We start from the raw sequence: 22,522 nt of genomic DNA on the forward strand, positions 1-22,522 counted from the left end.
TGACGGGAGTCTGCGACGGCATGCGCTTGCTGTCAACGGTTCACGATGAAGTCACCGAAGACGCCCCTGAGGGACGCAAAAGGACAGAAGGGTCGGAGGTGCCCGGAACCGGACTTGAACCGGTACGCCCGCGAGGGGCAGCGAGGTTTAAGCTCGCCGTGTCTGCATTCCACCATCCGGGCAGGCCATGGGCTCCGCATCGAGGTTCCGAGCCTATCGGGACGCATCCCTCGAACAACGGACGAGCGAACCGATGTTGTCTTATTTTATTGAGGTCTGAGGGTGCATCAGCCCCCGGTACGGGCCATCCGCACTTGCCAATAGCCTTTCGGGCGGCACAGACCCGCGTATACGGAATGACGGAATTTCACCGTCCGAACGGGCGCATCCACAGGAGTCGTACCCGGCCGGCGCTCAGGAAGCACTCGGGGAGCACTCAGGGCGCGCCCTCATCCCCAGGTATGACAAGACCCGTCCGCGGTCCGACCCGAGGCTCCCCCCTGAACCGGAACAGCGGCTGACTCCAAGACGCAAAACGGCCGCGAGGATGGGACACGTCCCCGAAAAACGCCGTCGTCCCGACAGGAGCACCCTCCCGTGACCAGCACGCCCCTCGCCGACCGGGCCACCACCGTGGCCGCCCGCGCCACGGAACTGTCGAAGGTCTACGGACAGGGCGAGACCCAGGTGGTCGCCCTCGACCGGGTCTCCGTCGACTTCCGGCAGGCCGAGTTCACCGCGATCATGGGCCCCTCGGGCTCCGGCAAGTCCACGCTGATGCACTGCGTGGCGGGCCTCGACACCTTCTCCTCCGGCTCCGTGCGCATCGGGGAGACCGAGCTCGGCTCGCTCAAGGACAAGCAGCTCACCAAGCTCCGCCGGGACAAGATCGGCTTCATCTTCCAGGCGTTCAACCTGCTGCCGACGCTGACGGCCCTGGAGAACATCACCCTCCCGATGGACATCGCGGGCCGCAAGCCCGACCGCGAGTGGCTGGACAAGGTCATCACGATGATCGGTCTCTCCGACCGCCTCAGCCACCGGCCCTCTCAGCTCTCCGGCGGCCAGCAGCAACGCGTCGCCGTCGCCCGCGCGCTCGCCTCCCGGCCCGACATCATCTTCGGCGACGAGCCGACCGGAAACCTCGACTCGCGCTCGGGTGCGGAGGTGTTGGGCTTCCTGCGCAACTCGGTACGGGAGTTGGGACAGACCGTGGTGATGGTGACCCACGACCCGGTCGCGGCGGCCTACGCGGACCGGGTGGTCTTCCTCGCGGACGGACGGATCGTGGACGAGGTGTACGGGCCGACGGCGGACTCCGTCCTGGACCGCATGAAGCAGTTCGACGCCAAGGGCCGCACCAGCTGACCGAGGGCAACTCGCCCCCACCGCCCCTACCCGTCCCATCCCAGGGGCTCCGCCCCTTCCACCCCGCCGGGGGCAGCGCCCCCAGACCCCCCTTCGGCCTGAACGGCCTCGTCCTCAAACGCCGGACGGGCTGAAAGATGCGCGCAGCGCCCCCTTCAGGGGCGCGGGGAACTGCGCGCCCAGCCCCCACCGGCCCGCAGCCGAAAGCCCCCCGGGGTCCGGGGCGGAGCCCTGGTGATGGGACGGGTAAGGGCGGCGGGGGCGAGAGAACTCACCGCAGACACAGCCACACCGTCCACCTGCCGACCGCCTCTCCCTCTGGACTGAGAAACCCCATGTTCCGAACCGCCTTGCGCAACGTGCTCGCGCACAAGGCCAGGCTCCTGATGACCGTGCTCGCCGTAATGCTCGGCGTGGCGTTCGTATCGGGCACCCTGGTCTTCACCAACACCATCTCCGACGCCTACCAGAAGAGCTCCGCCAAGGGCTTCGACCAGGTCGACGTCGCCATCCAGCCCAAGACCCAGGACGACAAGGGCGACAAGGTCGGCAAGGAGCAGAAGCTCACGCAGGCACTGCTCGAGAAGGCCTCCAAGGCCCCCGGCGCCGGAACCACCGTGGGCGTCGTGACCGGCTTCACCGCGATAGCCGACAAGGACGGCAAACTCGTCGGCAGCGGCTTCCAGTCGCAGGGTGGCAACTACTGGGGCACCAAGGACGCCCGCTACCCGCTGACCAGCGGCCACGCACCGAAGGGCAAGAACGAGGTCGCGATCGACTCGCAGACCGCCAGGCGCGCGGGCTACAAGGTCGGCGACACCGTACGGCTGTCCGTCGACGGCCCCGTCCTCAAGCCCACCGTCGCCGGAGTCTTCACCACCGACGACGGCAACGTCGCGGCCGGCGGCAGCCTCGCCCTCTTCGACACGGCGACCGCGCAGCAACTCTTCCACCGCGTCGGCGAGTACGACGAGATCGACGTGAAGGCCGCGTCCGGCACCAGCCAGACCGCCCTGCGCGCCGCCCTCGACCAGGTCATCCCCAAGGGCGTCGCCTCCACCACCACCGGCAAGCAACTCGCCGACGACCAGGCGAGCGCGATCGCCTCCGCGATGAGCGGCATGAAGACGGGCCTGCTGGTCTTCGCGGGCATCGCGCTGTTCGTCGGTACGTTCATCATCGCCAACACCTTCACCATGCTGGTCGCCCAGCGCACCAAGGAACTGGCCCTGCTGCGCGCCGTCGGCGCCTCCCGCCGCCAGGTCACCCGCTCCGTGCTCGTCGAGGCCTTCGTCGTCGGCGCGGTCGCCGCGGTGGCGGGTCTGCTCGCGGGCATCGGCATCGGCGCGGGCATGCGCTCGCTGATGGGCTCGCTCGGCGCCACCGTCCCGGACGGCCCACTGGTGATCTCGCCCGGCACGATCGCCACGGCCCTGCTCGTCGGCATCATCATCACCATGCTGGCCGCCTGGCTGCCCGGCCGCCGCGCCGCGAAGATCCCGCCGGTCGCCGCGATGAGCAGCGTGCACGCGCAGGCGTCGACGAAGTCCCTGGTCGTACGGAACACGATCGGCGCCCTGTTCGCCGCGGCCGGCATCGCCGTCGTCCTGTACGCGACGACCATGAGCGGCTCGGACGGCCAGGCCCCGATGGGTCTCGGCGCGGTCCTCCTCATCATCGGCGTCTTCGTGCTGACCCCGCTGCTCTCCCGCCCCCTGATCGCGGCCGCGGCCCCGGTGCTCCGTGTCTTCGGGGTCTCCGGAAAGCTGGCCCGCCAGAACTCGGTGCGCAACCCGCGCCGTACGGCCGCCACCGCCTCCGCCCTGATGATCGGGCTCACCCTGATCACCGGTATGACGGTGATGGCGGGCAGCCTGCAGAAGTCGATCGACAAGATGGCCAGCTCCGCGATCAAGGCAGACTACGTCGTGCGGATGGCGAACGGCGTCCCCCTCTCCCCGCAGGTCGCGAAGACCCTCGCCGGCCTCGACGGTGTCACCGACACCAGCCCCCTGCGCACCTCCCCCTCGCGCATCGACGGCACGTCCGAGTTGCTGGCGGGCGTCAACGGCGAGTCCATCGCCAAGCTCACCGACCTCACGCTCGACGAGGGCGCCTTCAAGGTCGGCGGCACCCAGGTCGTCGTGGACGACGACACCGCCAAGTCGCACGGATGGAAGGCCGGTTCGGAGCTCGCGGTCTCCTACGAGGACGGCAAGAAGCAGCGCCTCACCGTCGCCGGGATCTACCACGGCAACATGATGATCAACGGCATCATGGTCGACAACGCGACGCTCTCCCCGCACCTGACGGACGTCGCCGACATGCAGGTCATGGTGAAGACGGCCGGCGGCACGTCCGACGCGACCAAGAACAAGCTGGAGAAGGCCCTCGGCGACAACCCGGCCGTCCAGGTCCAGGACAAGAAGGACATCTCCAACGGCATCGCGCAGATGTTCACCCTGATCCTGAACATGCTGTACGGCCTGCTCGCCATGGCGGTCATCGTCGCCGTCCTCGGTGTCATCAACACCCTGGCCATGTCGGTCTTCGAGCGCTCCCAGGAGATCGGGATGCTCCGCGCGATCGGCCTCGACCGCAAGGGCATCAAGCGGATGGTCCGCCTGGAGTCCCTGGTCATCTCGCTCTTCGGCGGCGTGCTCGGCATCGGCCTGGGCGTGTTCTTCGGCTGGGCGGCCGGCGAGCTCGTCGGCAGCAGCATGTCGACGTACGAGCTGGTCCTGCCCTGGGGCCGGATGGCTCTCTTCCTGCTCCTCGCGGGGACGGTCGGCGTGCTGGCCGCGCTGTGGCCGGCCCGCCGGGCGTCCCGCCTGAACATGCTGTCGGCGATCAAGTCGGAGTAGCGGCGCAGGACCGGTCACGAACGTCGGGGCCCCGTTCCGGATCGGAACGGGGCCCCGGCCGTCGCACGGGCGGACCGCGTCAGCGGTCGATGCCGACCGGCGATGTTCAGTGGGCGGGGTTCCAGGTTCTGGCCCGCAGGGGCATTCCGGAGGCGCCGGAGGGCTCGGGGGTCCTGACCGCCAGTACCTGGTTGACGCCGATGCGGTTGCGCTCGAAGGCGACCGCGGAGGCCGCCATGTAGAGACGCCAGACACGGGCGCGGCCCGGACTGGTGAGCGCCACGGCCCGCGCCCACTGCGCCTCCAGGTTGCCGACCCAGCGGCGGAGTGTGAGGGCGTAGTGCTCGCGGATCGACTCGACGTCGCGGACCTCGAACCCGGCGCGTTCCAGCTGGGTGACGGTCGTGCCGATGGGCGCGAGCTCGCCGTCCGGGAAGACGTACGCGTCGATGAACTCGTCGACGTCGTACGCCGATTCGTCCCGCCGGGGCGGCCGTGCGATCTGGTGGTTGAGCAACCGTCCGCCCGGCTTGAGGAGGCGGTACAGCACCTCGGCGTACTCCAGGTAGCGCTCGGCGCCCACGTGTTCGGCCATGCCGATGGAGGAGATCGCGTCGTACGGCCCGTCGGCGACGTCCCGGTAGTCCTGCACCCGGATCTCCACCCGGTCGGTCAGTCCCTCGTCCGCGACGCGCTTACGGGCGTACGCGGCCTGCTCGTGCGAGAGCGTGACCCCGACGACGCTCACGCCGTGCTCGCGGGCGGCGTGGATCGCCATCGAGCCCCAGCCGCAGCCGACGTCGAGGAGCCGCCGACCCGGCCTCAGATCGAGCTTCTGCGAGATGAGTTCCAGCTTGTCGCGCTGGGCGTCCTCGAGGATGCCGCCGTCCTCCCAGTAGGCGCACGAGTAGACCATCGAGGGCCCGAGGACGATCTCGTAGAAGTCGTTGCCCACGTCGTAGTGGTGGCTGATGGCGCGCTGGTCGCTGCGCTTGGTGTGGAGGTGGCCGCGGCGCCTGCGCACCTCTTCCTGGGGCGGGCTGGGCGGCAACGGGAGGCCGCCCATCTTCACCAGTCCGCGGACGGCGGCCCGCACCTCCGGATCGCGCAGGGCCTGCGCGACGCCTCGCGCGTCCTCGCCCCGGTCCCAGACGAGCCCCGACAGCAGGCCGAGCGCGGTGTAGAGGTCGCCCTCCACTCCCAGGTCCCCCGCGACCCAGGCCCGGGCGAGCCCCACCTCACCCGGTTTCCACAGCAGCCGGCGCAGGGCGCGCCGGTTGCGTACGACAACGGCGGGTGCGCCGGGAGGGCCCGCCTCCGAGCCGTCCCAGGCGCGGATGCGGATCGGGAGCGGGGCCCCCACCAACTGTTCGACAAGGCTCTTCAGCCGCGGCGCGGCGTCCTGCATGGCGTACACCTCCGAGACAACACTCCCGAACGCTCCAACACCACGTAAACACCAACTGGCCTCGTGCGCAGTCCCCCTTCCGCGTTACAGCTGAGCAAAATACTTGTACCGGCCATGTTCTTTCGGGAGGGTGGACGGGGCGCGCGCCCCGGAACGCCGGGCGCCCCGAGGCTTTCAGGGGCGCGGGGCTGTGACATCGTGCGGCCCCGCCGCGTGGGCGCGACCAGCCCCCACCGGACCGCAGCCGGACAACGCCAAAGGGACCTCCCGCACCACGGATGGCGGGAGGTCCCTCAGGGACGAGCAGGTGACCGGAGGTCAGGAGGCCTTGGCCTTCTCCTCGGTCTTGGCGGCGACGGCCGGAGCCGCGGCGGCCGCGGCCGGCGCCGGCTTCGCAGCCTCGTAGAACTCCTCACGAGGAGTCTCGATCGCACCGAGCGAGACGACCTCACGCTTGAGGAACATCGCGAGCGTCCAGTCGGCGAAGATCCGGATCTTACGGTTCCACGTCGGCATCGCCAGCCCGTGGTAGCCGCGGTGCATGTACCACGCCAGACGACCCTTGAGCTTGATCTTCATCTTGCCCATGACGATCATCGCGACGCCCTTGTGCAGGCCGAGACCCGCGACAGCGCCCTTGTTGGCGTGCGAGTACTCCTTCTGCGGGAAGCCCCGCATACCGGAGACCACGTTGTCGCCGAGGACCTTCGCCTGACGGAGCGCGTGCTGCGCGTTCGGCGGGCACCAGGCGTTCTCGACCCCGGCCTTGCGCGCGGCGACGTCCGGCACCTGGGCGTTGTCGCCGGCGGCCCAGATGTAGTCCGTGCCCTGCACCTGGAGGGTGGTCTGGGTGTCCACGTGACCACGCGGGCCGAGCGGCAGGCCGAAGCGGGAGAGGACGGGGTTCGGCTTGACGCCGGCCGTCCACACGATGGTGTTGGAGTCGACCTCGAGGCCGTTCTTCAGCACGACGTGGCCATCGACGCAGGAGTCCATGGAGGTGGAGAGGTAGATCTCCACGCCACGGCTCTCGAGGTGCTCCTTGCCGTACTGGCCGAGCTTGGGGCCCACCTCGGGAAGGATCTTGTCCGCGGCGTCGACGAGGATGAAGCGCATGTCCTCGCGGGACACGTTGGTGTAGTACTTCGAAGCGTCGCGGGCCATGTCCTCGACCTCGCCGATGGTCTCCGCACCCGCGAAGCCACCGCCCACGAAGACGAAGGTGAGCGCCTTGCGGCGGATGTCCTCGTCGGTGGTCGAGTCAGCCTTGTCGAGCTGCTCGAGGACGTGGTTGCGCAGGCCGATGGACTCCTCGATGCCCTTCATACCGATGCCCTGTTCGGCGAGGCCGGGGATCGGGAAGGTGCGGGAGACCGCGCCCATCGCGATGACGAGGTAGTCGAAAGGCAGCTCGTACGCCTCGCCCACGAGGGGGGCGATCGTGGCGACCTTGCGGTCCTGGTCGATGGTCGTGACCCGGCCGGTGAGGACCTCCGCCTTGGGCAGGACGCGTCGCAACGGGACGACGACATGCCGAGGGGAGATGCTGCCGGCGGCGGCTTCGGGGAGGAAGGGCTGGTAGGTCATGTACGACCGGGGGTCGACGACCGTGACGGTCGCCTCGCCGTAGCGCATCTTCTTGAGAATGCGCCGAGCTGCGTACAGGCCTACGTACCCACCGCCTACTACGAGGATCCTGGGACGCTCCGTGGTGCTCATGCCATCGAGTATCCACCCGCCCCTGGAGGGTCGCTCGTGCGCCCCTTCACAAGCTTGGGTGGGGCCTCTGCTACACTGCGCCGCCCACGTGACCCAGGTCATGGCGGCGAGGGGGAACCACCGTGTAGTGGCGACCGTTGTCAACACCGCGTGAGCTGCCGCTCCGGGTGTCCGAACCGGTCGAACCACCCCTCCGCTTCACCCGCCGGAAACACTCCTGGAACGCTCCGTTGAGCACCCTCCCGAGCCTGGTGAGCCCCCCGAGAGCACCCAAGCGGGCTCATCGTCCCCCCACAGGGCCGAATTCCTTGTGAAGAACTTCACGAACTTTTCCGGCGGCGTGTCGCCGAGAGGGTCCGAATGGCCCCCCGGGCGCGCTCATACGTTATCCGACCTGCTCAAGGGAGGCTACCAGCGGGTAGCAAAGACTCCCTCACTTCAAGGCCGTACTCGGAAACGGCGCCCCTCGGCCCCGTCCGGTCACCCCCTCACGCGATGGACCACGCGATCCCGTCCAGGATGTCGTGCTCGCTCACCACGACCTCCGCCGCACCGATCCGCTCCATGATCGCGAGCAGGACGAGGGCGCCGGCGGCGATGACGTCGACGCGCCCCGGGTGCATGGAAGGGATCGCGGCGCGCTCGGCGTGGGTGGAGGCGAGCAGCCGCTCGGTGATCTCACGGACCTTCTCGTACGGGAACCGGGAGTGGTGGATGGCGGCCGAATCGTAGGCGGGGAGGTCCAGCGCGATGGCCGCGACCGTGGTGACCGAACCCGCGAGGCCGACCAGCGTGTGGGCCTCGTGCAACGGGACCGTCCGCTCGGCGAGGTCGAGGGCCGCCTCGATGTCGGCGCGGACGGCCTCGGTCTCGGTGGGGGTCGGCGGGTCGCTGACGACCCCGTCGTGCACGAGGTGCCGCTCGGTCATCCGTACGCACCCGATGTCCACGGAGCGGGCGGCGCGCACGTGGTCGTCGCCGACGACCAGTTCGGTGGACCCGCCGCCGATGTCCACGACCAGGTAGGGCTTGGCGAGGTCGTCCCGGCCCGTCAGTTCCTTGGTCGCGCCGACGAAGGAGAACTCGGCCTCCTCGTCACCGGTGATGACCTCGGGCTCGACGCCCAGGATGTCCAGCACGCCGCGTACGAACTCGGCCCGGTTCTCCGCGTCGCGGGAGGCGGAGGTCGCCACGAAGCGCAGTCGCTCCGCGCCGTGCTCCTTGATGATCGCCGCGTACTCGCGGCAGGCCGCGAAGGTGCGCTCCAGGGCCTCGGGGGCGAGGCGTCCGGTGCGGTCGACGCCCTGGCCGAGCCGGACGATCGTCATCCGGCGGTCCAGTTCGACGAGTTCTCCCGTCGCCGGGTTCGCGTCGGCGACGAGGAGGCGGATCGAATTCGTACCGCAGTCGATGGCGGCGACCCTGGTCATCGGTTGTTGTCTCCTGCTCGTGAATTCGGTTCGACGGCGTGCGACCGGTCCGGGGGCGCGGGGAACTGTGCGCTCAACCCCCGCCCACCCGCTGACAGAACACGCGCCGGGAGGAGGGGGCGCGGCCCCCTCACTCTCCCTCGGACGGCGACTCCGCCGTCACCACGCACGCGCCCTTGCGCCACCACTCCGGCAACATCGCGATCGCCTCGTCGCCCAGCGGATTCACCCCCGGCCCCGCGGCCAGCGAGTGCGCCACCAGCACATGCAGACACTTCACCCGGTCCGGCATCCCCCCGGCGCTCGGAAAGCCCGCCAGCACCTCGATGGCATCGCGCCGCGCGATGTAGTCCTCGTGGGCGGCCCGGTACGCGGCGGCCAACTCGGGATCGGTCGCCAGCCGGTCCGTCATCTCCTTCATGACGCCGTCTGCCTCCAGCGTGCCGATCGCGGAGGCCGCACGCGGGCACGTGAGGTAGTACGTCGTCGGGAACGGCGTACCGTCCGGCAGCCGGGGCGCCGTCTCCACCACGTCCGGCTGACCGCAGGGACAGCGGTGCGCGATCGCCCGCAGCCCGCGCGGCGGCCGGCCGAGCTGTTGCTTGAAGGCCTCGACGTCCGCGTCGGTCGGCTCGGTGCGCGGGGTGGGCGGCGGGGGCGTTTCCATGCCTGTGCTCAAGTCTCTTTCTTCTTCGATTCACCGGTTCACCGGTCGTCAGGTCACCGGTCGTCAGGTCACCGGCCATCAGCTCACCGGTCGGAGTGGTCCGACTTGTCGACGCCGTCCCAGACGTTGGCGTACCAGGGGCGGGCTGCCACCCCCAGATCCGTACGCGACTGCTTCGCCGCGTCCGGGTCGATCACGATGTATCCGGTCTCGCCCGGCATCACATAGTGCAGCCGTTCCCGGATCTGCTGCTTCGCGTACGCGTCGTCCTGCCAGCGCGCCTTGAGGTCGCGCAGCTGTTCGACCCGGGCGCGGGCCTGCTCCTGCTGTCGCTCCAGATCGGCGATCTCGGCTCGCTGGGACACGTACTGCCTTATCGGGTACGCGAGGGCCACGATCAGAGAACAGAGTACGAGAGCCAGCAGCGCGGCGCGGCCGGTCAGGCGCGAGCGGCGGGCCTGGCGCTTGGTCTGCGAGCGGTAGACCCGGGCCGCCGTCTGCTCGCCGAGCAGCTTCAGCCTGGTCGCGGTGGAGAACCGGTCCCGGTCCTTCACGGCCATGTCCAGCCTCCCGTTCACACGCGCGTACGTCCCCGGACACGGTACGGGACCGGGTACGGGGACGTACGTACGACTGGCTAAGGCTTGACCCTCCGCGGGTGTCAGCCCTTGAAGCGCGGGAACGCGCTGCGGCCGGCGTACACCGCGGCGTCGTCGAGGATCTCCTCGATGCGCAGCAGCTGGTTGTACTTGGCGACGCGGTCCGAGCGGGCCGGGGCGCCGGTCTTGATCTGGCCGCAGTTCACCGCGACGGCGAGGTCGGCGATGGTGACGTCCTCGGTCTCGCCGGAGCGGTGCGACATCATGCACTTGAAGCCGTTGCGCTGGGCCATCTCGACGGCGTCCAGGGTCTCGGTCAGCGAGCCGATCTGGTTGACCTTGACGAGCAGGGCGTTCGCGGAGCCCTCCTCGATGCCGCGGGCCAGGCGCTCCGGGTTGGTGACGAAGAGGTCGTCGCCGACGATCTGGACCTTGTCGCCCAGCTTCTCGGTGATGACGTTCCAGCCGGCCCAGTCGTCCTCGTACAGCGGGTCCTCGATGGAGACCAGCGGGTACGCGGAGACGAGCTCCTCGTAGTACTCGGTCATCTCGGCGGCCGAGCGGGACTTGCCCTCGAACTCGTACTTGCCGTCCTTGTAGAACTCGGACGCGGCGACGTCGAGCGCGAGCGCGATCTGCTCACCGGGGATGTAACCGGCCTGCTTGATGGCCTCGAGGATGAGGTCGAGAGCGGCGCGGTTCGACTCCAGGTTCGGGGCGAAGCCGCCCTCGTCGCCCAGGCCGGTGGACAGGCCCTTGGTCTTCAGCACCTTCTTGAGGGTGTGGTAGACCTCGGCGCCCCAGCGCAGGGCCTCGGAGAAGGACTCCGCGCCGATCGGGGCGATCATGAACTCCTGGATGTCCACGTTGGAGTCGGCGTGCGAGCCGCCGTTCAGGATGTTCATCATCGGAACGGGCAGCAGGTGCGCGTTCGGGCCGCCCAGGTAGCGGAAGAGGGGGAGGTCGGACGCCTCGGAGGCGGCGTGCGCGACGGCGAGCGAGACGCCGAGGATGGCGTTGGCGCCGAGCGAGCCCTTGTTGTCGGTGGCGTCCAGGTCGAACATCGCCTGGTCGATCAGGCGCTGCTCGGTGGCGTCGTAACCGACGAGCTCCGGGCCGATCTGCTCGATGACGGCGAGGACGGCCTTCTCGACACCCTTGCCGCCGTAACGGTTGGGGTCACCGTCACGCAGCTCGATGGCCTCGAAGGCGCCGGTGGAAGCGCCGGACGGAACGGCGGCACGACCCGTGCTGCCGTCGTCGAGGCCGACCTCGACCTCGACCGTGGGGTTGCCTCGGGAGTCCAGGATTTCCCGGGCTACGACGACGTCGATGGACGGCACGAGCATCTCCTTCTGGGATGTGACGCGGGTACGCGGAGCCTGTGATGGCTTCGCGACATGAGCCTAACCGCCTCGGGGGGATCGGCCAGCCGGTCGCCCACCCCTTGGGCAGAACTGAACGTACACATTGTTCCAGAACGGAACAAAAACGGGTACCGAAATCCGGGTACAAAACGCTCGGCACGAAACGCCGGGCACGAAACGCCGGATACGAAAAACCCCGCTCCGGCGCGTACGGGGGAACACGCACCGGAGCGGGGGGCCCGTGGGGACGGGGGTGACCCTCATCGGGGTCTCCAGCGTGGAGACCCCTTTTATGAGGGACCTGTCATTCAGCTGAGGCGAAGCTGCCGATCATCAGCCGAGGTGAAGCCGCTGACCCGGGTAGATGAAGTCGGCGTCGTCGACGATGTCCTTGTTCAGCTTGAACAGCTGCTGCCAGCCGCCCTTGACCTTCTTCTTCTCGGCGATCGAGCTGAGGCTGTCACCCTTGACGACCTTGTACTCGCCGTCACCCTTCTTGACCTTCTTGCCGGTCGGGGTGGAGACGGTCTTCTCGGCGGCCGGGCGGGACGCCGAACGGGAGGCCGCGGTGTCCGTCGAGCGGGTGGCGGCGCTGGTGCTCGGCGAGCTGTTCGACGAGGAGCTGTTCGAGGAAGACGAGGTCGACGGGGCGCTCGCACCGCCGGTGTACGCGGCGCCCGACAGGCCCGTGCCACAGGTCGGCCAGGCGCCCTTGCCCTGGGCGGCGAGGACCTTCTCGCCGATGGTGATCTGCTGCGACCTGGAGGCCTGGTTGGCGGTCGCGGCGTACGCGGTGCCGCCGTACGCGGCCCAGGTGGAGGCCGAGAACTGCAGACCGCCGTAGTAGCCGTTGCCGGTGTTGATGGACCAGTTACCGCCGGACTCGCACTGGGCGACGGCGTCCCACTCGGAGGCGGTGGCCGCGGAGGCGCTGCCGGCCGCCATCAGCGGAGCGGCGATGGCGACACCGGTGACACCGGCGAGCGTGGCGACACGGGTCGTCCGGTTGAAAACGGTCGGACGGCGGTGCTTGCCCTTGCTGGAAAACAGCATGGAGAGATCCCCTCACCGACGCCTGCGAGGTGAGCTGTCGGGTTCGGGCGGGTGAGTGCCCGGCCGTGCGCTCTGAGCGCTCGGCTTCACCCCAAGCCACTCCCGGTCAACTACCGGGTGCGGCACTTACCTTGGGTCCCCCGCTCCTGCCTACGGCGCTGACGCGTCGACTGTTCCCGTACGGCCGTTGGCAGGATTCGGCGTTGGCGACCGTCGGGGCCCGCTGTGGCGAGCGGTCATGACCGTAAGCAGTCGATCGGCTGAATTCCAAAGACGATCAGGGCCTTTGAGATCCATCTCTCACTCGCGCCAAACCGGACATTACACAGCGAACCATGACGCGAACTGCCCCTACTTTTCGCCCGATTCAGCACCAACTGCAAGGCTCTGACCGGGGAGGATGAGGTTCGGGTCGACGCCGACCGTCTTCTTGTTCGCGTCGTACAGCTCGGCCCATCCGCCTTCGAGGTCGAGGGCGTCCGCGATGGTCCAGAGATTGTCTCCGGCGCGCACGACGTAGGAGCCGTCGACGACATCACGGGAAGCGCCGACGCCGCGCGAGGCGTGCCGCCCTGAGGGGTCGTCGGTACGGCCGTCCACGGCGCTGTCGGTGGTGTTCTCGTTCGCGTTGTCGCCGCGGTGGCGCCCGGCGCCGGCCGTCGCGTTCTCGGACGTACCGGAAGAGCCGTCGCTCTGGCGGGAGTTGCCGGAGTTGTCGCCCTTGGTCGATTCCGTGTCGGAGTTGTCCGCTCCCTGATCGCCGCCGGTGTCGGCCTTCGTCGTGTTCTTGGTCGCGTTCCCGGTCGCCTTCGAGGACGAACCAGACGAAGACAAGTCAGACAAAGACGAATCGGACGTCGAGCCGGACGAGGCGGACGGAGTCGAAGTCGCGGACGAACTGGATGAACTGGATGAACTGGATGAACTGGACGAACCAGATGAATTCGATCCGTTGGGCGAATCGTTCGCCACGCCCGTGTCGACCAGGATGTCGCCCGAGTTCTTGCTCAGCCCGGAGAGCGGTCCACAGGTCGGCCAGGGGGTGAGGCCCTGGTCGTCGAGGAGCTTCTCGGCGATGGCTATCTGCTGCGAGCGGCTGGCCTCGTCGGCGCTCGACGCGTAGGTGAGACCGCCGTACTTCTCCCAGTCCGCCTGGCTGATCTGGAGTCCGCCGTAGTACCCGTTGCCGCTGGCGGCACTCCACTGGCCGGCGCTCTCGCACTCGGCGACCCGGTCCCACGTGGTGCCGTCGGCCGCGCTCGCACTGGTGGCACCGAGCAACGGGATCGCGATGGCGGATCCGGTCACTCCTGCCGCGACGATGAGGGCCGGGGCCTGACGGGGGCGACGATGGCGGCCGTTCCCGGAGAGCATGCGGAAGCCTTTCGCGTGACAGCAGGTGACTACGCGACGTGTGAGTCGCGTTGACGAGTGAACGTATCCGCACCCGAACGCTTGTCACAAGTCGATGCAGCGTAGATCACGTGAAGATCACAGAGTTGAGAGTGCGTCAGGTTTCCGCGCCCGCGGGTGTATGGTCGCCCGCTATCGCGAGACCGGTACCGGAGGCGTGAACTCCACTGGAAGCGTGCGCAATCCGCGCATAATGAGCCCGCCACGCCAGCGCAAATCGGTCGAATCTCCCGCGAGTTGAAGGTCGGGGAGACGGGTGAGGAGAGTGGCGAGCGCGGTCTGGCCCTCCAGCCGGGCGAGCGGGGCGCCGAGGCAGTAGTGGATGCCGTGGCCGTAGCCGAGGTGTTGGTTGTCACGGCGGGAGAGGTCGAGCGTGTCCGGCCGTTCGAACCGCGCGGGGTCACGGTCCGCAGCCGCGAGGACCACGAGGACGGGGTCGCCCGGTGCGATGTCCTGACCGCCGATGCGGACGGCCGCGGTGGCGAACCGCCACGTGGCCAGTTCCACGGGCCCGTCATAACGCAGGAGTTCCTCGACGCCGGTCTCGAGGAGTTCGCGTTCATGGGCGGCGAGGGACTTCTGGAGGCGCGCGCGCTGCTCGGGGTGGGTGAGTAGGGCATACGTGCCGTTGCCGATGAGATTGACGGTCGTCTCGAACCCGGCGAAGAGCAGGATGAAGGCCATGGCGGCGGCCTCGTTCTCCGTGAGGTGCTCGCCGTGGTCGGACGCGCGGATCAGGCCGGAGATGAGGTCCTCACCGGGCGCGGGCGTATCCGGAAGGCCTCCCCGCTTCTTGTGAATGAGCTCGAGCAGATACCCGCGCATCTTCTTGACCGACCGCGCGACCCCGCCCCGCGGCCCGCCACCGTGCCGGATCATCATCCCCGCCCAGTCACGGAAGTCGTCCTGGTCCTCGCGGGGTACGCCCAGCAGGTCGCAAATGGCGTAGATGGGAAGCGGGAACGCGAACTCGTGGATCAGGTCGGCGGAACCCTTCTGCGCGAACTGGTCGATCAGTTGATCGGTGAGCTCCTGCACACGCGGCGCGAACTCGGCCACCCGTCGCGGCGTGAACGCCTTCGAGACCAGCCGCCGCAGCCGGGTGTGGTCCGGCGGGTCGATGTTCAGCAGATGTGTCATCAACTCGGCCTTGCGCTCCCCTGGAATACCCGTCTTCCCTTTCGCATGGGCGGGTTCGTCGTGGTGCGCCGGATTCTTGCTGAGCCGCGCGTCGGCGAGCGCCTGCTTGGCGTCCGCGTACCGCGTCACCAACCAGGCCTCCACCCCGCTCGGCAGCCGCGTCCAGTGCACGGGGGCGTGCTCCCGCAGCCAGGCGTACGCGGGGTAGGGATCACTGGCGAACTCCCAGGTGAAGAGTTCGGGAGCGGGGCTGAAGGGGGGCGGCTGATCGGTCACTCCCTGACGGTATCCGGCGGGAGGAGAAGGACGGCACGGCGGTGGGAGGGGCCGGGGAAGAGCGGGGAAGAGCGAGGCGGCATGCCGGAGGGAAGGGGAGCGGGGTGGGAGGGTGACGCAAGCCGCGTCCCTTTCATCCCGGACCATCCCTGAATCGGCTGCTGTTTGACTCCACGGCTCGCCGCCTCCCTAAATTCGCGCCGTGGACCCCGAAATACTCAGATCCAGCTTCGCGGTCGTCGAGAGACGGGCCGAGTTCGCGGTCAAGTACTTCTACTCGCATCTCTTCCGGCACAACCCGGACGTCCGCGGGCTCTTCCCCCTGGACTTCCCGGAGGACATGGAGCGACAGCGGGACCGGCTGTTCGCGGCACTCACGTATGTGATGGAGCGGCTGGAGGATCCGACGCTGCCGGGATATCTGCGGGAGCTGGGACGGGACCACCGGAAGTACCTGGCCGAGCCGGAGCACTACGCCGCCGTGGGGGCAAGCCTGATCGCCGCGTTCGCCGCCGTCGCGGGGTCGGCGTGGAACGCGGAGGCCGAGAAGGCCTGGGCCGAGGCCTACGGGGCGATCACGAACGTCATGCTCCAGGGCGCGTGGGAGGCACAGCACGAGGGTGAACCGCCCTGGTGGGACGCCGAGGTCGTGTCCCGGACCCGGTACGGCGACGACCTCGTCGTACTGACCCTCCGCCCGCACCACCGGCTGCGCTACTCCCCCGGCCAGTACGTCAGCGTCAGCGTCCCGCACCTGCCGGGCATCTGGCGTCCGTACTCGCTCGGCAACGCCCCCCGCGCCGACCACACCGTCGACCTGCACGTCAGCCGCGTCGAGGACGGGGTGCTGTCCACCGCCCTGGTCCGGCAGACCCGAGAGGGTGATGTCCTGCGGCTCGGCGCACCCGGCGGCGGCCTGACCCTGCGGACGCCGGTGGAACGGCCGCTGACCTTCATCGCGGCCGGCACCGGATGGGCCCCGGTCAAGGCGCTGCTCCAGCAACTCGACGCCACGCACGAGACCCGGCTGTTCCTCGTGGCCCGCGACACCTCGTACCTCTACGACCGGTCGGCCGTGGAACGACTCCAGTCCCGGTTACCCCGCCTCGGCGTCACCTTCATCACCCCTGCCCCCGGCCGCCCCAAGGCCCAGGCCACCGAGCGGCTGCTGACCGCGCTGGGCAACCGCGCCGGCTGGGCCCGCCACGACGTCTATCTCGCCGGCCCGCCCCAGCTCGTCGAGGAGATCGCCGCGGCCCTCCCCGCCCTCGGCACCCCGCCGGAACAGATCTTCCACGACCTCCTCCCACCCGCCGACCCCAGCCGCCCCCGCCCCCTGGGCCCCGCGGAGTGGCTCCTGGACCGTCCCCACCCCAACTGGCACAACCCGACAAGCCGCGCCCCCGGCAGGTAGCTCTGAGGTCCCTCCCCCTCCCTCCCCCTCCCCCCTCCCTCCCCCTCCCCGCTTCCGCTTCCTCAGCCCGTCTCCGTCACCCGGATCGCGTCCCGGTAAGCCCGCGCGGCCGCGCGCAGGGCGGCTTCCGGGTCCACCCCCTCGGCCTCCGCGTGGGCGGCGATGGCCAGCAGTTCGTAGCCGACGCCTTCGCCTCGGGGGAGTTCGACCTCAAGTCCGGCCGTGCGCACGCGCGATGCCAGCTTCGCCGCGAGGGCCAGGCCCGGCTGACCCAGCGGTATCCCCTCCGTCACGGACGTCCGCCGCTTCTCCTCGGCCTTGGTGCGCAGCCAGTGCTCCTTGACCTCCTCGGGGGTCGTGGCCGTCTCGTCGCCGAACACGTGCGGGTGGCGGTGGATCAGCTTGGTGACGATGCCGCCGGCCACGTCGTCGATGGAGAAGGGTGCCTCGGCGTCCTCCTCCGCGATCCTGGCGTGGAAGACGACCTGGAGCAGAACGTCGCCGAGCTCTTCCCTGAGCTCGTCCCGGTCGCCCTCCTCGATCGCCTCGACAAGCTCGTACGCCTCCTCGATCCCGTACTTCGCGAGGCCCTTGTGGGTCTGCTGGGACGACCACGGGCACTCGACGCGGATGCGGTCCATGACCTGGACGAGGTCGAGGAGGCGGGCGCCCGGCAGGTCGTACGAGGCCGGGAGCAGCTCCAGGTCCGGCATCTGTATGCGGCCGGAGCCGGCGAGGCGGGCCAGGCCGTCGGTGAGGCGCGGCTCGCCCTCGCCGGTGGCGACGACGACCACCGTGCGGCCCTCGGCGCAGGCGTCCACCAGGTCCTGGGCATCGGGGGACGCCTCGTCGACGTCGATGCCCGCCTCACGCAGATACGGCAGCTGCGGATGCGCGCCGTCCGCGCACAGCACCTGGTCGGCGGCGCGCAGCACCTGCCAGGCGGGCCAGGACAGCAGCCCGGGGGCGACGCGGTGGCTGGTGGTGAGCAGGACGATACGGCCGGGGTCGGGAACCTGGGCGGTGGCGTCGGAGCTGGTTGCGTTCACCCCACGAACGTAACCCACGGCACCGACGGCCCCAGGAGTTATCCACAGGCTGGGAGGGAGTCGAACCGTTTATCCACAGCCCCACCCCCAGGCGAGGACCTGGCGTTGGCCTGCTGACCTACCGGCCCAGTGGACTCCTGCCGCACTCCTGCCGCACTCCTGCCGCGCTCCTACTGCACTTCTGCTGACCCACTACGCCGTCTGCTGCGTCCCGGTCGACGTGACCTCCCGCAGCCATGGCGTCTTCACATCGACGCGGCTGCTCTTCTGGACGTCCCAGGCGCCGTAGCGCGGGTTCAGGTCGACGTTCAGCTTCTTGGACGCGTCGGACATGGCCTTCCAGAACGTGGCCTTGCCCTCGGTGGTGTTCATGTCGGCGCCGAGCGCGGCGGCGAGTTTCTGGGCCTCGATCTCGGTACGGAGGTTGTCGTCGAGGCGCCGGGGTGCCACCCCGTACTGCTGCAGCCAGGCCGTCTCCAGTGCCTTCGCACCGCCCGCCTGGCCCTCCAGCGTCGCCCGCATCTGCTGGGTGTCCGCGCGGGTGACGCTCACGCCCGCGTCCTCGGCGGCCCGGTCGAGGACCTGGTCGAGGACCATGGTGTGCAGGGTGTCGCGGGTGAGGCTGCCGGTCTTGGCGATGGCCTGCTCGTACTGGGCCTCGTCCTTGACGGCGGCCCGCTGTGCCGAGCGCACCTCGTCGACCCGGCTCTCCAACTGCGCGACCGTGATCCGCCGGCCACCGACGACGGCCGCGGCGCCTGGGTGCGCCTCGCCGCCGCACGCCGTGAGAAGGGGGGCCGCGGCGACGATCGCTGCGGAGAGGACGAACGCGGTGCGACGGCGGCGGTGCAAGGAAACCTCCCGAGGAGATTGTGCGACGGTGCACAAAGTCTTGCGGTGATCGATGGTAGGCAGTGGCCCGGCTCTCGGCCAGCCATTCGACCAACGATTCGCGGAGACTTCGGATACCGGCGCGGCCGCCGTGACGAGCGGGACGGCCACCGTCCGCTCGTACGACCGTTCACATCCACTCGTGCGACCGATCAAGTCCGCTCACACAACCGGCCACGTCGGGTCGTACGGCCGCTCGCGTCCTGTCGTAGCGTCCCCGGCTAACCGCGCGCCTCGACCTCGCGCTCGACGACCCCGGCGACCTCGGCGCGCAGTCCGTCGCCGACGCGTGTCACGGTGATGTTCTTGGCGCCCGTGGAGTCGGCTCCGGCGTCCCCCACCAGCACGAAGTCGACCTTCTGGTGCTGCGGGGCGGTCTGCGTGGCCGCCGTGACCTCGGGCTTTCCGGTCGCGACGACCACATCGCAGGACCGCTGGAGCAGGCCGTTGAGGTAGGGCCGCGCGTTGGCCGCGGACTGCTCACCGGTCACCGGGACATAGCTCACGCGTGCGTGCGTCTTGAGGGACGCGTCCTGCATGCCCTGCCAGACCTCGGCCGCGGTGGTCCCGGCCGTGATCCCGTCCTTGCCGGTCAGCAGGCAGGCGTCGACGTCCTTGTAGTGGCGGGCCCGGGTGTCGGGCAGTTGTCGCTTCGTGTCGGTGCGGGAGAGGAAGTATCCGGTGACCGCGACCGCGACCGCGACGATCACCGCACCCGCCACCATCGCGACCCCCCGGCCGCCCAGTACACGCGGCCACTGGAGTACCGCCCGCACACCGGCGGCGAGCCTCGACTCCTGGGTGGCGTCGCGTGCCGCCTTCGCGCGCTGCGCCTGCGGCACCTGCCTGACCCGCTTGACCACGTGGTTCCCGTACTTCCGCTCTTCCGCTCTGCGCTCTTCGCTCTTGCGTGCCTTCGTATGGCCGCTCCGGCCGGTCCGGCCGGGGCGCCGCTAGTACCCGACGCGCCGGGGCCAGACCGTCCAGGCGTGCACCGCCGCGCCGACCATCGACACCAGGATCAGGAGCACGTCGTCCGCGAACTCGAGGCCGTGGGTGGTCTCGGGTGTGAGCGAGAGCTGCATGATCCATGCCACCAGCACCGCGCAGAACCCGCCGAAGACCGCCCAGTCCGCGCGGGTGCCCCGCCGCAGGGCGATCACGAGGGACGGAACAGGACACAACAGCCCCAGGCTGACGACGGGAAGCGCCGCCAGCCCGGCACGGACGGCGGACGGTCCGACGACCGCCGGCAGCCTTTCGACCCTCATGCCCTGCTCCTCCTCCTACTTGTTCTCCGGTTGTTCTCCGGTTGGCGTTCTCCGGCGATCCCGGGATGCGTCCGGATGTCAGCCGGTGATGGCGACCGGCGCGTCCCAGGCGTCGCGGTCCACGGTGATCGTGTAACCGCCGATGGTCTCCTTGCTGTTGACCATGTACTGGTGGGCGCGGCTGTGGTTGGTGAACTGGGTGGAGCCCCACGGCCAGTCCGAGGTCGTGGTGTTGGCCTTGTCCCACAGCGCGTACCAGAGGTTGCCCGGCAGGTCCGTCTTGTCGGTCGCGGTCGCGATGGCCTTGGCGCTGGAGCTGGTGAAGCCGTAGAAGCCGGTGCGGTACGTCTTGGCGTGCAGCGCCTTGTCGAAGGCGCGTACGTACGTCAGCGTGGCCTTGTTGCACGCCGTGTTCGTGATGTCGTACGACTCCATGTCCAGGTAGATCGGGCTGCCCGCCTTCATGCCCAGCGCGGACGCCTTGGTCACCGCGTCCGCGGCGTCGGTGGCGCCGAGCGAGGCGGCGTTGGTGGCGGTGAGCTTCTCCGGGTTGGAGCCGGTCTGGCAGGACGGCTGGGCGCCGACGTACAGCGGGATGAGTTTCCAGCCCAGCGTGCTGACCGACTTCACCCAGGACGCGGTGAGGTTGGGCTGGCCGCAGCCGCGGTTCTTGCCGCCGATGTAGACGGCGGCCGCTCCGTAGAAGCCGGTGTGCCAGGCCTTCATCGCCGTCAGCGAGGGTGCGGCGCAGGTGTCGAAGGCGCGGCCCGTGAACGTCCGCTGGGCGGGCCAGGTGGTCGCCGCCATCGACGTCTGCGCCGCGATCCCGGCTCCGGCGACCACGGCCGCGCCTGCCGTCGCCCAAGCGATGTAGCGGCCCTTCTTAGACATCCGATGGCTGGACATCCCCACCCCATTCATGACGCGCGCACGTCACGGCGCGTGGGACGCCCGGAACGTGCGGACATATAGATCGAAACAAGACAGTTCAAGACACTTCAGGACAGTTGAGCCCCGTCGGCGCCCATCCCGGCTCACCGACGCGAGAGGGTGACCGGCCCCCGGCGCGCGGGGCGGATCGCAACGTAACCGACGCCACCCCCTTGATCGGGAAACCCTGCACCTCGATCGCCACAAGAATCTCTCAAGCCACGGCAAAACATGGGGAGTCCATGGAACCCCGGACCGGTGGACCCCCTCTTTTACGGATCTTTGGCACCCCGATGTCTGTGTACGGTCTGTGCACCCATAGAGTCCGCTCGGCTCAACAGCACCATTTCTCGAAGAAGGACTCAGACATCCCGATGCGTCACCCCTCCCGCGCGGCCAAGGCGCTGCTCGCCGCAGCCGTGCTCCCGCTGGCCCTGGCAGCCTGCTCCTCCGGAACCACCGTGCAGCCCTCGTCCGCCAAGACGAAGCCGGCCAAGGACCCCAACGCCGGTCTGCTGACGGGCGCGCAGCTCAAGAAGGCGCTGGCGCCCGCGTCCTTCTTCGCCGCCGGTTTCGCGGTCGACCCGAGCGGCGCGCGGGACTCCGGCACCACGTACGCCCCGCCGAGCTCCTCCCCCGCGCCGAAGCCGGACTGCTCCCTGCTGGGCGGCACCAGCTGGATAACGATCACCGGCGACTCGGGAGTGTCCTTCGCCCAGAACAACTACGTCAGCAAGAACACCTCCGAGGAAATCGCCCAGGAGGTCGACACCTACCGCGGCACGACCTCGACGACCGTGCTGACGGACCTGGAGAAGACCGCCAAAGCGTGCGCGACCTTCACCGACTCCGACACGCACACCAAAGTGAAGGTCACCGGCGCCACCACGCCCGGCCTGGGCGACGCCGCGTACACCATCACCCTGACCGACAGCGCCTGGCAGAACGGCATGACCCTGATCGCCGTGCGCGCGGGCACCGACGTCGTCAGCGTCATGTCCACGGACCGGCACGACAACGGCGCCGCCACGGCCAAGAAGCTGGCGACGCAGATCGTGACGTCCCTGAAGGGCGAACACCAGCGCGTGTGACCCGCTGAATGGGAGCATGACGCCCCCCGAGAGGTTTCTCGGGACCCGAGAAACCTCTCGGGGGGGGCTCGTAGGGCGCTCGTGGGTGCTCGGGGGGTGTGAAGGCATGGGCATGGACATGGGCATGAGCGTGGACAAGCGCCTGGAAGCCGGCTGGGCCCAGCGGATCGCGTGGTCGGTTCTGGTGGTCGCGTCGCTGGGTCTGCTGGTGTGGGTGCCGTTCCTGTATGTCGCGATCCGCCGCGGCAGGGGCTCGGACTGGGGCGCCTTCGCCGCGTTCCTGCTGTACGAGCTGGTGACGCTGCCGTGGGCGACCGTTCAGTCGGACGCGGGTGATCCCGTCCTCGGCGCGGTCGCCGTCGTCACTCTGGCGATGGCGGTGTGGCTGCTGCTGTTCGCGCTGTTCGACAAGCGCACGCCGAAGTACGCCACGGCGAACGCGGGGCGGACACCCGGGCCCATGCCGGGCCCGGCGCCGGGCAACCCGTATCTGCGCTGAGATCACCCGTATCTCACCCGTATCTGCGCTGAGATCACCCGGAAACCCTCATCCACGCTCAGGGCACCCGGCG

Annotated in this window: 19 protein-coding genes, 1 tRNA gene and 1 riboswitch; of the genes, 5 read left to right on the forward strand and 15 right to left on the reverse strand. The window is 69.3% G+C overall.

The window, feature by feature from the left end; translation table 11 throughout:
- Positions 1 to 99: 99 nt before the first annotated feature.
- Positions 100 to 182, reverse strand: a tRNA-Leu gene (locus tag ACFZDJ_RS40295).
- Between the two features lie 415 nt (positions 183 to 597).
- Here ACFZDJ_RS40295 and ACFZDJ_RS40300 point away from each other — a divergent pair.
- The gene (locus ACFZDJ_RS40300) at positions 598 to 1,368 is read left to right on the forward strand and encodes an ABC transporter ATP-binding protein (RefSeq protein WP_054237271.1); all 771 of its coding nucleotides are present in this window, start codon (positions 598 to 600) and stop codon (positions 1,366 to 1,368) included.
- 335 nt (positions 1,369 to 1,703) lie between these two features.
- Positions 1,704 to 4,232: an FtsX-like permease family protein gene (locus ACFZDJ_RS40305; RefSeq protein ID WP_391066589.1), complete on the forward strand. Its 2,529-nt coding sequence runs from the start codon at positions 1,704 to 1,706 to the stop codon at positions 4,230 to 4,232.
- A gap of 106 nt (positions 4,233 to 4,338) precedes the next feature.
- On the opposite strand, the gene ACFZDJ_RS40310 is transcribed toward ACFZDJ_RS40305, so the two are convergent.
- From ACFZDJ_RS40310 to ACFZDJ_RS40350, 9 genes are all read right to left on the reverse strand, one after another.
- Positions 4,339 to 5,640, reverse strand: coding sequence for a class I SAM-dependent methyltransferase (locus ACFZDJ_RS40310; protein ID WP_391066593.1), 1,302 nt, complete (start codon positions 5,638 to 5,640; stop codon positions 4,339 to 4,341).
- Positions 5,641 to 5,958: 318 nt separating this feature from the next.
- Positions 5,959 to 7,359 (reverse strand): NAD(P)/FAD-dependent oxidoreductase, encoded by a 1,401-nt coding sequence (locus tag ACFZDJ_RS40315; RefSeq protein ID WP_168509060.1) that lies wholly within the window; start codon positions 7,357 to 7,359, stop codon positions 5,959 to 5,961.
- Positions 7,360 to 7,847: 488 nt separating this feature from the next.
- A complete protein-coding gene (locus ACFZDJ_RS40320; RefSeq protein ID WP_248296713.1) occupies positions 7,848 to 8,789 on the reverse strand; it encodes a Ppx/GppA phosphatase family protein in 942 nt (313 codons plus the stop codon).
- Between the two features lie 130 nt (positions 8,790 to 8,919).
- A complete protein-coding gene (locus ACFZDJ_RS40325; RefSeq protein ID WP_168501080.1) occupies positions 8,920 to 9,456 on the reverse strand; it encodes a DUF501 domain-containing protein in 537 nt (178 codons plus the stop codon).
- Between the two features lie 83 nt (positions 9,457 to 9,539).
- On the reverse strand, positions 9,540 to 10,016 hold the full coding sequence (locus tag ACFZDJ_RS40330; protein WP_067376151.1) for a septum formation initiator family protein: 477 nt from the start codon (positions 10,014 to 10,016) through the stop codon (positions 9,540 to 9,542).
- 101 nt (positions 10,017 to 10,117) lie between these two features.
- A complete protein-coding gene (gene eno / locus ACFZDJ_RS40335; RefSeq protein ID WP_060897729.1) occupies positions 10,118 to 11,404 on the reverse strand; it encodes a phosphopyruvate hydratase in 1,287 nt (428 codons plus the stop codon).
- A 351-nt stretch (positions 11,405 to 11,755) separates the two neighbouring features.
- Positions 11,756 to 12,475, reverse strand: coding sequence for a transglycosylase family protein (locus ACFZDJ_RS40340; protein ID WP_391066598.1), 720 nt, complete (start codon positions 12,473 to 12,475; stop codon positions 11,756 to 11,758).
- A 4-nt stretch (positions 12,476 to 12,479) separates the two neighbouring features.
- Positions 12,480 to 12,643: riboswitch (cyclic di-AMP (ydaO/yuaA leader) on the reverse strand.
- A gap of 183 nt (positions 12,644 to 12,826) precedes the next feature.
- A complete protein-coding gene (locus tag ACFZDJ_RS40345; RefSeq protein ID WP_391066601.1) occupies positions 12,827 to 13,849 on the reverse strand; it encodes a transglycosylase family protein in 1,023 nt (340 codons plus the stop codon).
- A gap of 171 nt (positions 13,850 to 14,020) precedes the next feature.
- Positions 14,021 to 15,304, reverse strand: coding sequence for a cytochrome P450 (locus ACFZDJ_RS40350; protein WP_391066604.1), 1,284 nt, complete (start codon positions 15,302 to 15,304; stop codon positions 14,021 to 14,023).
- Positions 15,305 to 15,506: 202 nt separating this feature from the next.
- Between ACFZDJ_RS40350 and ACFZDJ_RS40355 the strand changes: the two genes are divergently transcribed.
- Entirely contained in the window at positions 15,507 to 16,718 is a 1,212-nt protein-coding gene (locus ACFZDJ_RS40355) for a globin domain-containing protein (protein ID WP_391066607.1), read from the forward strand.
- Between the two features lie 62 nt (positions 16,719 to 16,780).
- Here the strand turns inward: ACFZDJ_RS40355 and ACFZDJ_RS40360 are convergent, their stop codons facing one another.
- From ACFZDJ_RS40360 to ACFZDJ_RS40380, 5 genes are all read right to left on the reverse strand, one after another.
- Positions 16,781 to 17,767 (reverse strand): nucleoside triphosphate pyrophosphohydrolase, encoded by a 987-nt coding sequence (locus ACFZDJ_RS40360; protein WP_390930119.1) that lies wholly within the window; start codon positions 17,765 to 17,767, stop codon positions 16,781 to 16,783.
- A gap of 192 nt (positions 17,768 to 17,959) precedes the next feature.
- Positions 17,960 to 18,619, reverse strand: coding sequence for a SurA N-terminal domain-containing protein (locus ACFZDJ_RS40365; protein WP_390930121.1), 660 nt, complete (start codon positions 18,617 to 18,619; stop codon positions 17,960 to 17,962).
- 260 nt (positions 18,620 to 18,879) lie between these two features.
- Positions 18,880 to 19,521, reverse strand: a complete 642-nt coding sequence (locus ACFZDJ_RS40370; RefSeq protein WP_391066610.1) for a hypothetical protein — start codon at positions 19,519 to 19,521, stop codon at positions 18,880 to 18,882.
- 90 nt (positions 19,522 to 19,611) lie between these two features.
- A complete protein-coding gene (locus tag ACFZDJ_RS40375) occupies positions 19,612 to 19,929 on the reverse strand; it encodes a hypothetical protein (RefSeq protein ID WP_168509069.1) in 318 nt (105 codons plus the stop codon).
- A 78-nt stretch (positions 19,930 to 20,007) separates the two neighbouring features.
- On the reverse strand, positions 20,008 to 20,835 hold the full coding sequence (locus ACFZDJ_RS40380; protein ID WP_168509070.1) for a glycoside hydrolase domain-containing protein: 828 nt from the start codon (positions 20,833 to 20,835) through the stop codon (positions 20,008 to 20,010).
- Positions 20,836 to 21,233: 398 nt separating this feature from the next.
- On the opposite strand from ACFZDJ_RS40380, the gene ACFZDJ_RS40385 reads away from it, so the two are divergent.
- Positions 21,234 to 21,950, forward strand: a complete 717-nt coding sequence (locus ACFZDJ_RS40385) for a hypothetical protein (RefSeq protein ID WP_391066612.1) — start codon at positions 21,234 to 21,236, stop codon at positions 21,948 to 21,950.
- A 124-nt stretch (positions 21,951 to 22,074) separates the two neighbouring features.
- On the forward strand, positions 22,075 to 22,449 hold the full coding sequence (locus ACFZDJ_RS40390; protein ID WP_384908271.1) for a hypothetical protein: 375 nt from the start codon (positions 22,075 to 22,077) through the stop codon (positions 22,447 to 22,449).
- Positions 22,450 to 22,522: the final 73 nt, after the last annotated feature.

Origin of the sequence: Streptomyces sp. NPDC007896 (assembly GCF_042959425.1) — a bacterium.
GTDB lineage: Bacteria > Actinomycetota > Actinomycetes > Streptomycetales > Streptomycetaceae > Streptomyces.

Excerpts from the sequence above, each read along its gene's own strand:
- ACFZDJ_RS40305 (WP_391066589.1), top strand. The coding sequence starts at position 1,704 with ATGTTCCGAACCGCCTTGCGCAACGTGCTCGCGCACAAGGCCAGGCTC.
- ACFZDJ_RS40310 (WP_391066593.1), bottom strand. The coding sequence starts at position 5,640 with ATGCAGGACGCCGCGCCGCGGCTGAAGAGCCTTGTCGAACAGTTGGTG.
- ACFZDJ_RS40315 (WP_168509060.1), bottom strand. The coding sequence starts at position 7,359 with ATGAGCACCACGGAGCGTCCCAGGATCCTCGTAGTAGGCGGTGGGTAC.
- ACFZDJ_RS40320 (WP_248296713.1), bottom strand. The coding sequence starts at position 8,789 with ATGACCAGGGTCGCCGCCATCGACTGCGGTACGAATTCGATCCGCCTC.
- ACFZDJ_RS40325 (WP_168501080.1), bottom strand. The coding sequence starts at position 9,456 with ATGGAAACGCCCCCGCCGCCCACCCCGCGCACCGAGCCGACCGACGCG.
- ACFZDJ_RS40330 (WP_067376151.1), bottom strand. The coding sequence starts at position 10,016 with ATGGCCGTGAAGGACCGGGACCGGTTCTCCACCGCGACCAGGCTGAAG.
- eno (WP_060897729.1), bottom strand. The coding sequence starts at position 11,404 with ATGCTCGTGCCGTCCATCGACGTCGTCGTAGCCCGGGAAATCCTGGAC.
- ACFZDJ_RS40340 (WP_391066598.1), bottom strand. The coding sequence starts at position 12,475 with ATGCTGTTTTCCAGCAAGGGCAAGCACCGCCGTCCGACCGTTTTCAAC.
- ACFZDJ_RS40345 (WP_391066601.1), bottom strand. The coding sequence starts at position 13,849 with ATGCTCTCCGGGAACGGCCGCCATCGTCGCCCCCGTCAGGCCCCGGCC.
- ACFZDJ_RS40375 (WP_168509069.1), bottom strand. The coding sequence starts at position 19,929 with ATGAGGGTCGAAAGGCTGCCGGCGGTCGTCGGACCGTCCGCCGTCCGT.
- ACFZDJ_RS40380 (WP_168509070.1), bottom strand. The coding sequence starts at position 20,835 with ATGTCCAGCCATCGGATGTCTAAGAAGGGCCGCTACATCGCTTGGGCG.
- ACFZDJ_RS40385 (WP_391066612.1), top strand. The coding sequence starts at position 21,234 with ATGCGTCACCCCTCCCGCGCGGCCAAGGCGCTGCTCGCCGCAGCCGTG.
- ACFZDJ_RS40390 (WP_384908271.1), top strand. The coding sequence starts at position 22,075 with ATGAGCGTGGACAAGCGCCTGGAAGCCGGCTGGGCCCAGCGGATCGCG.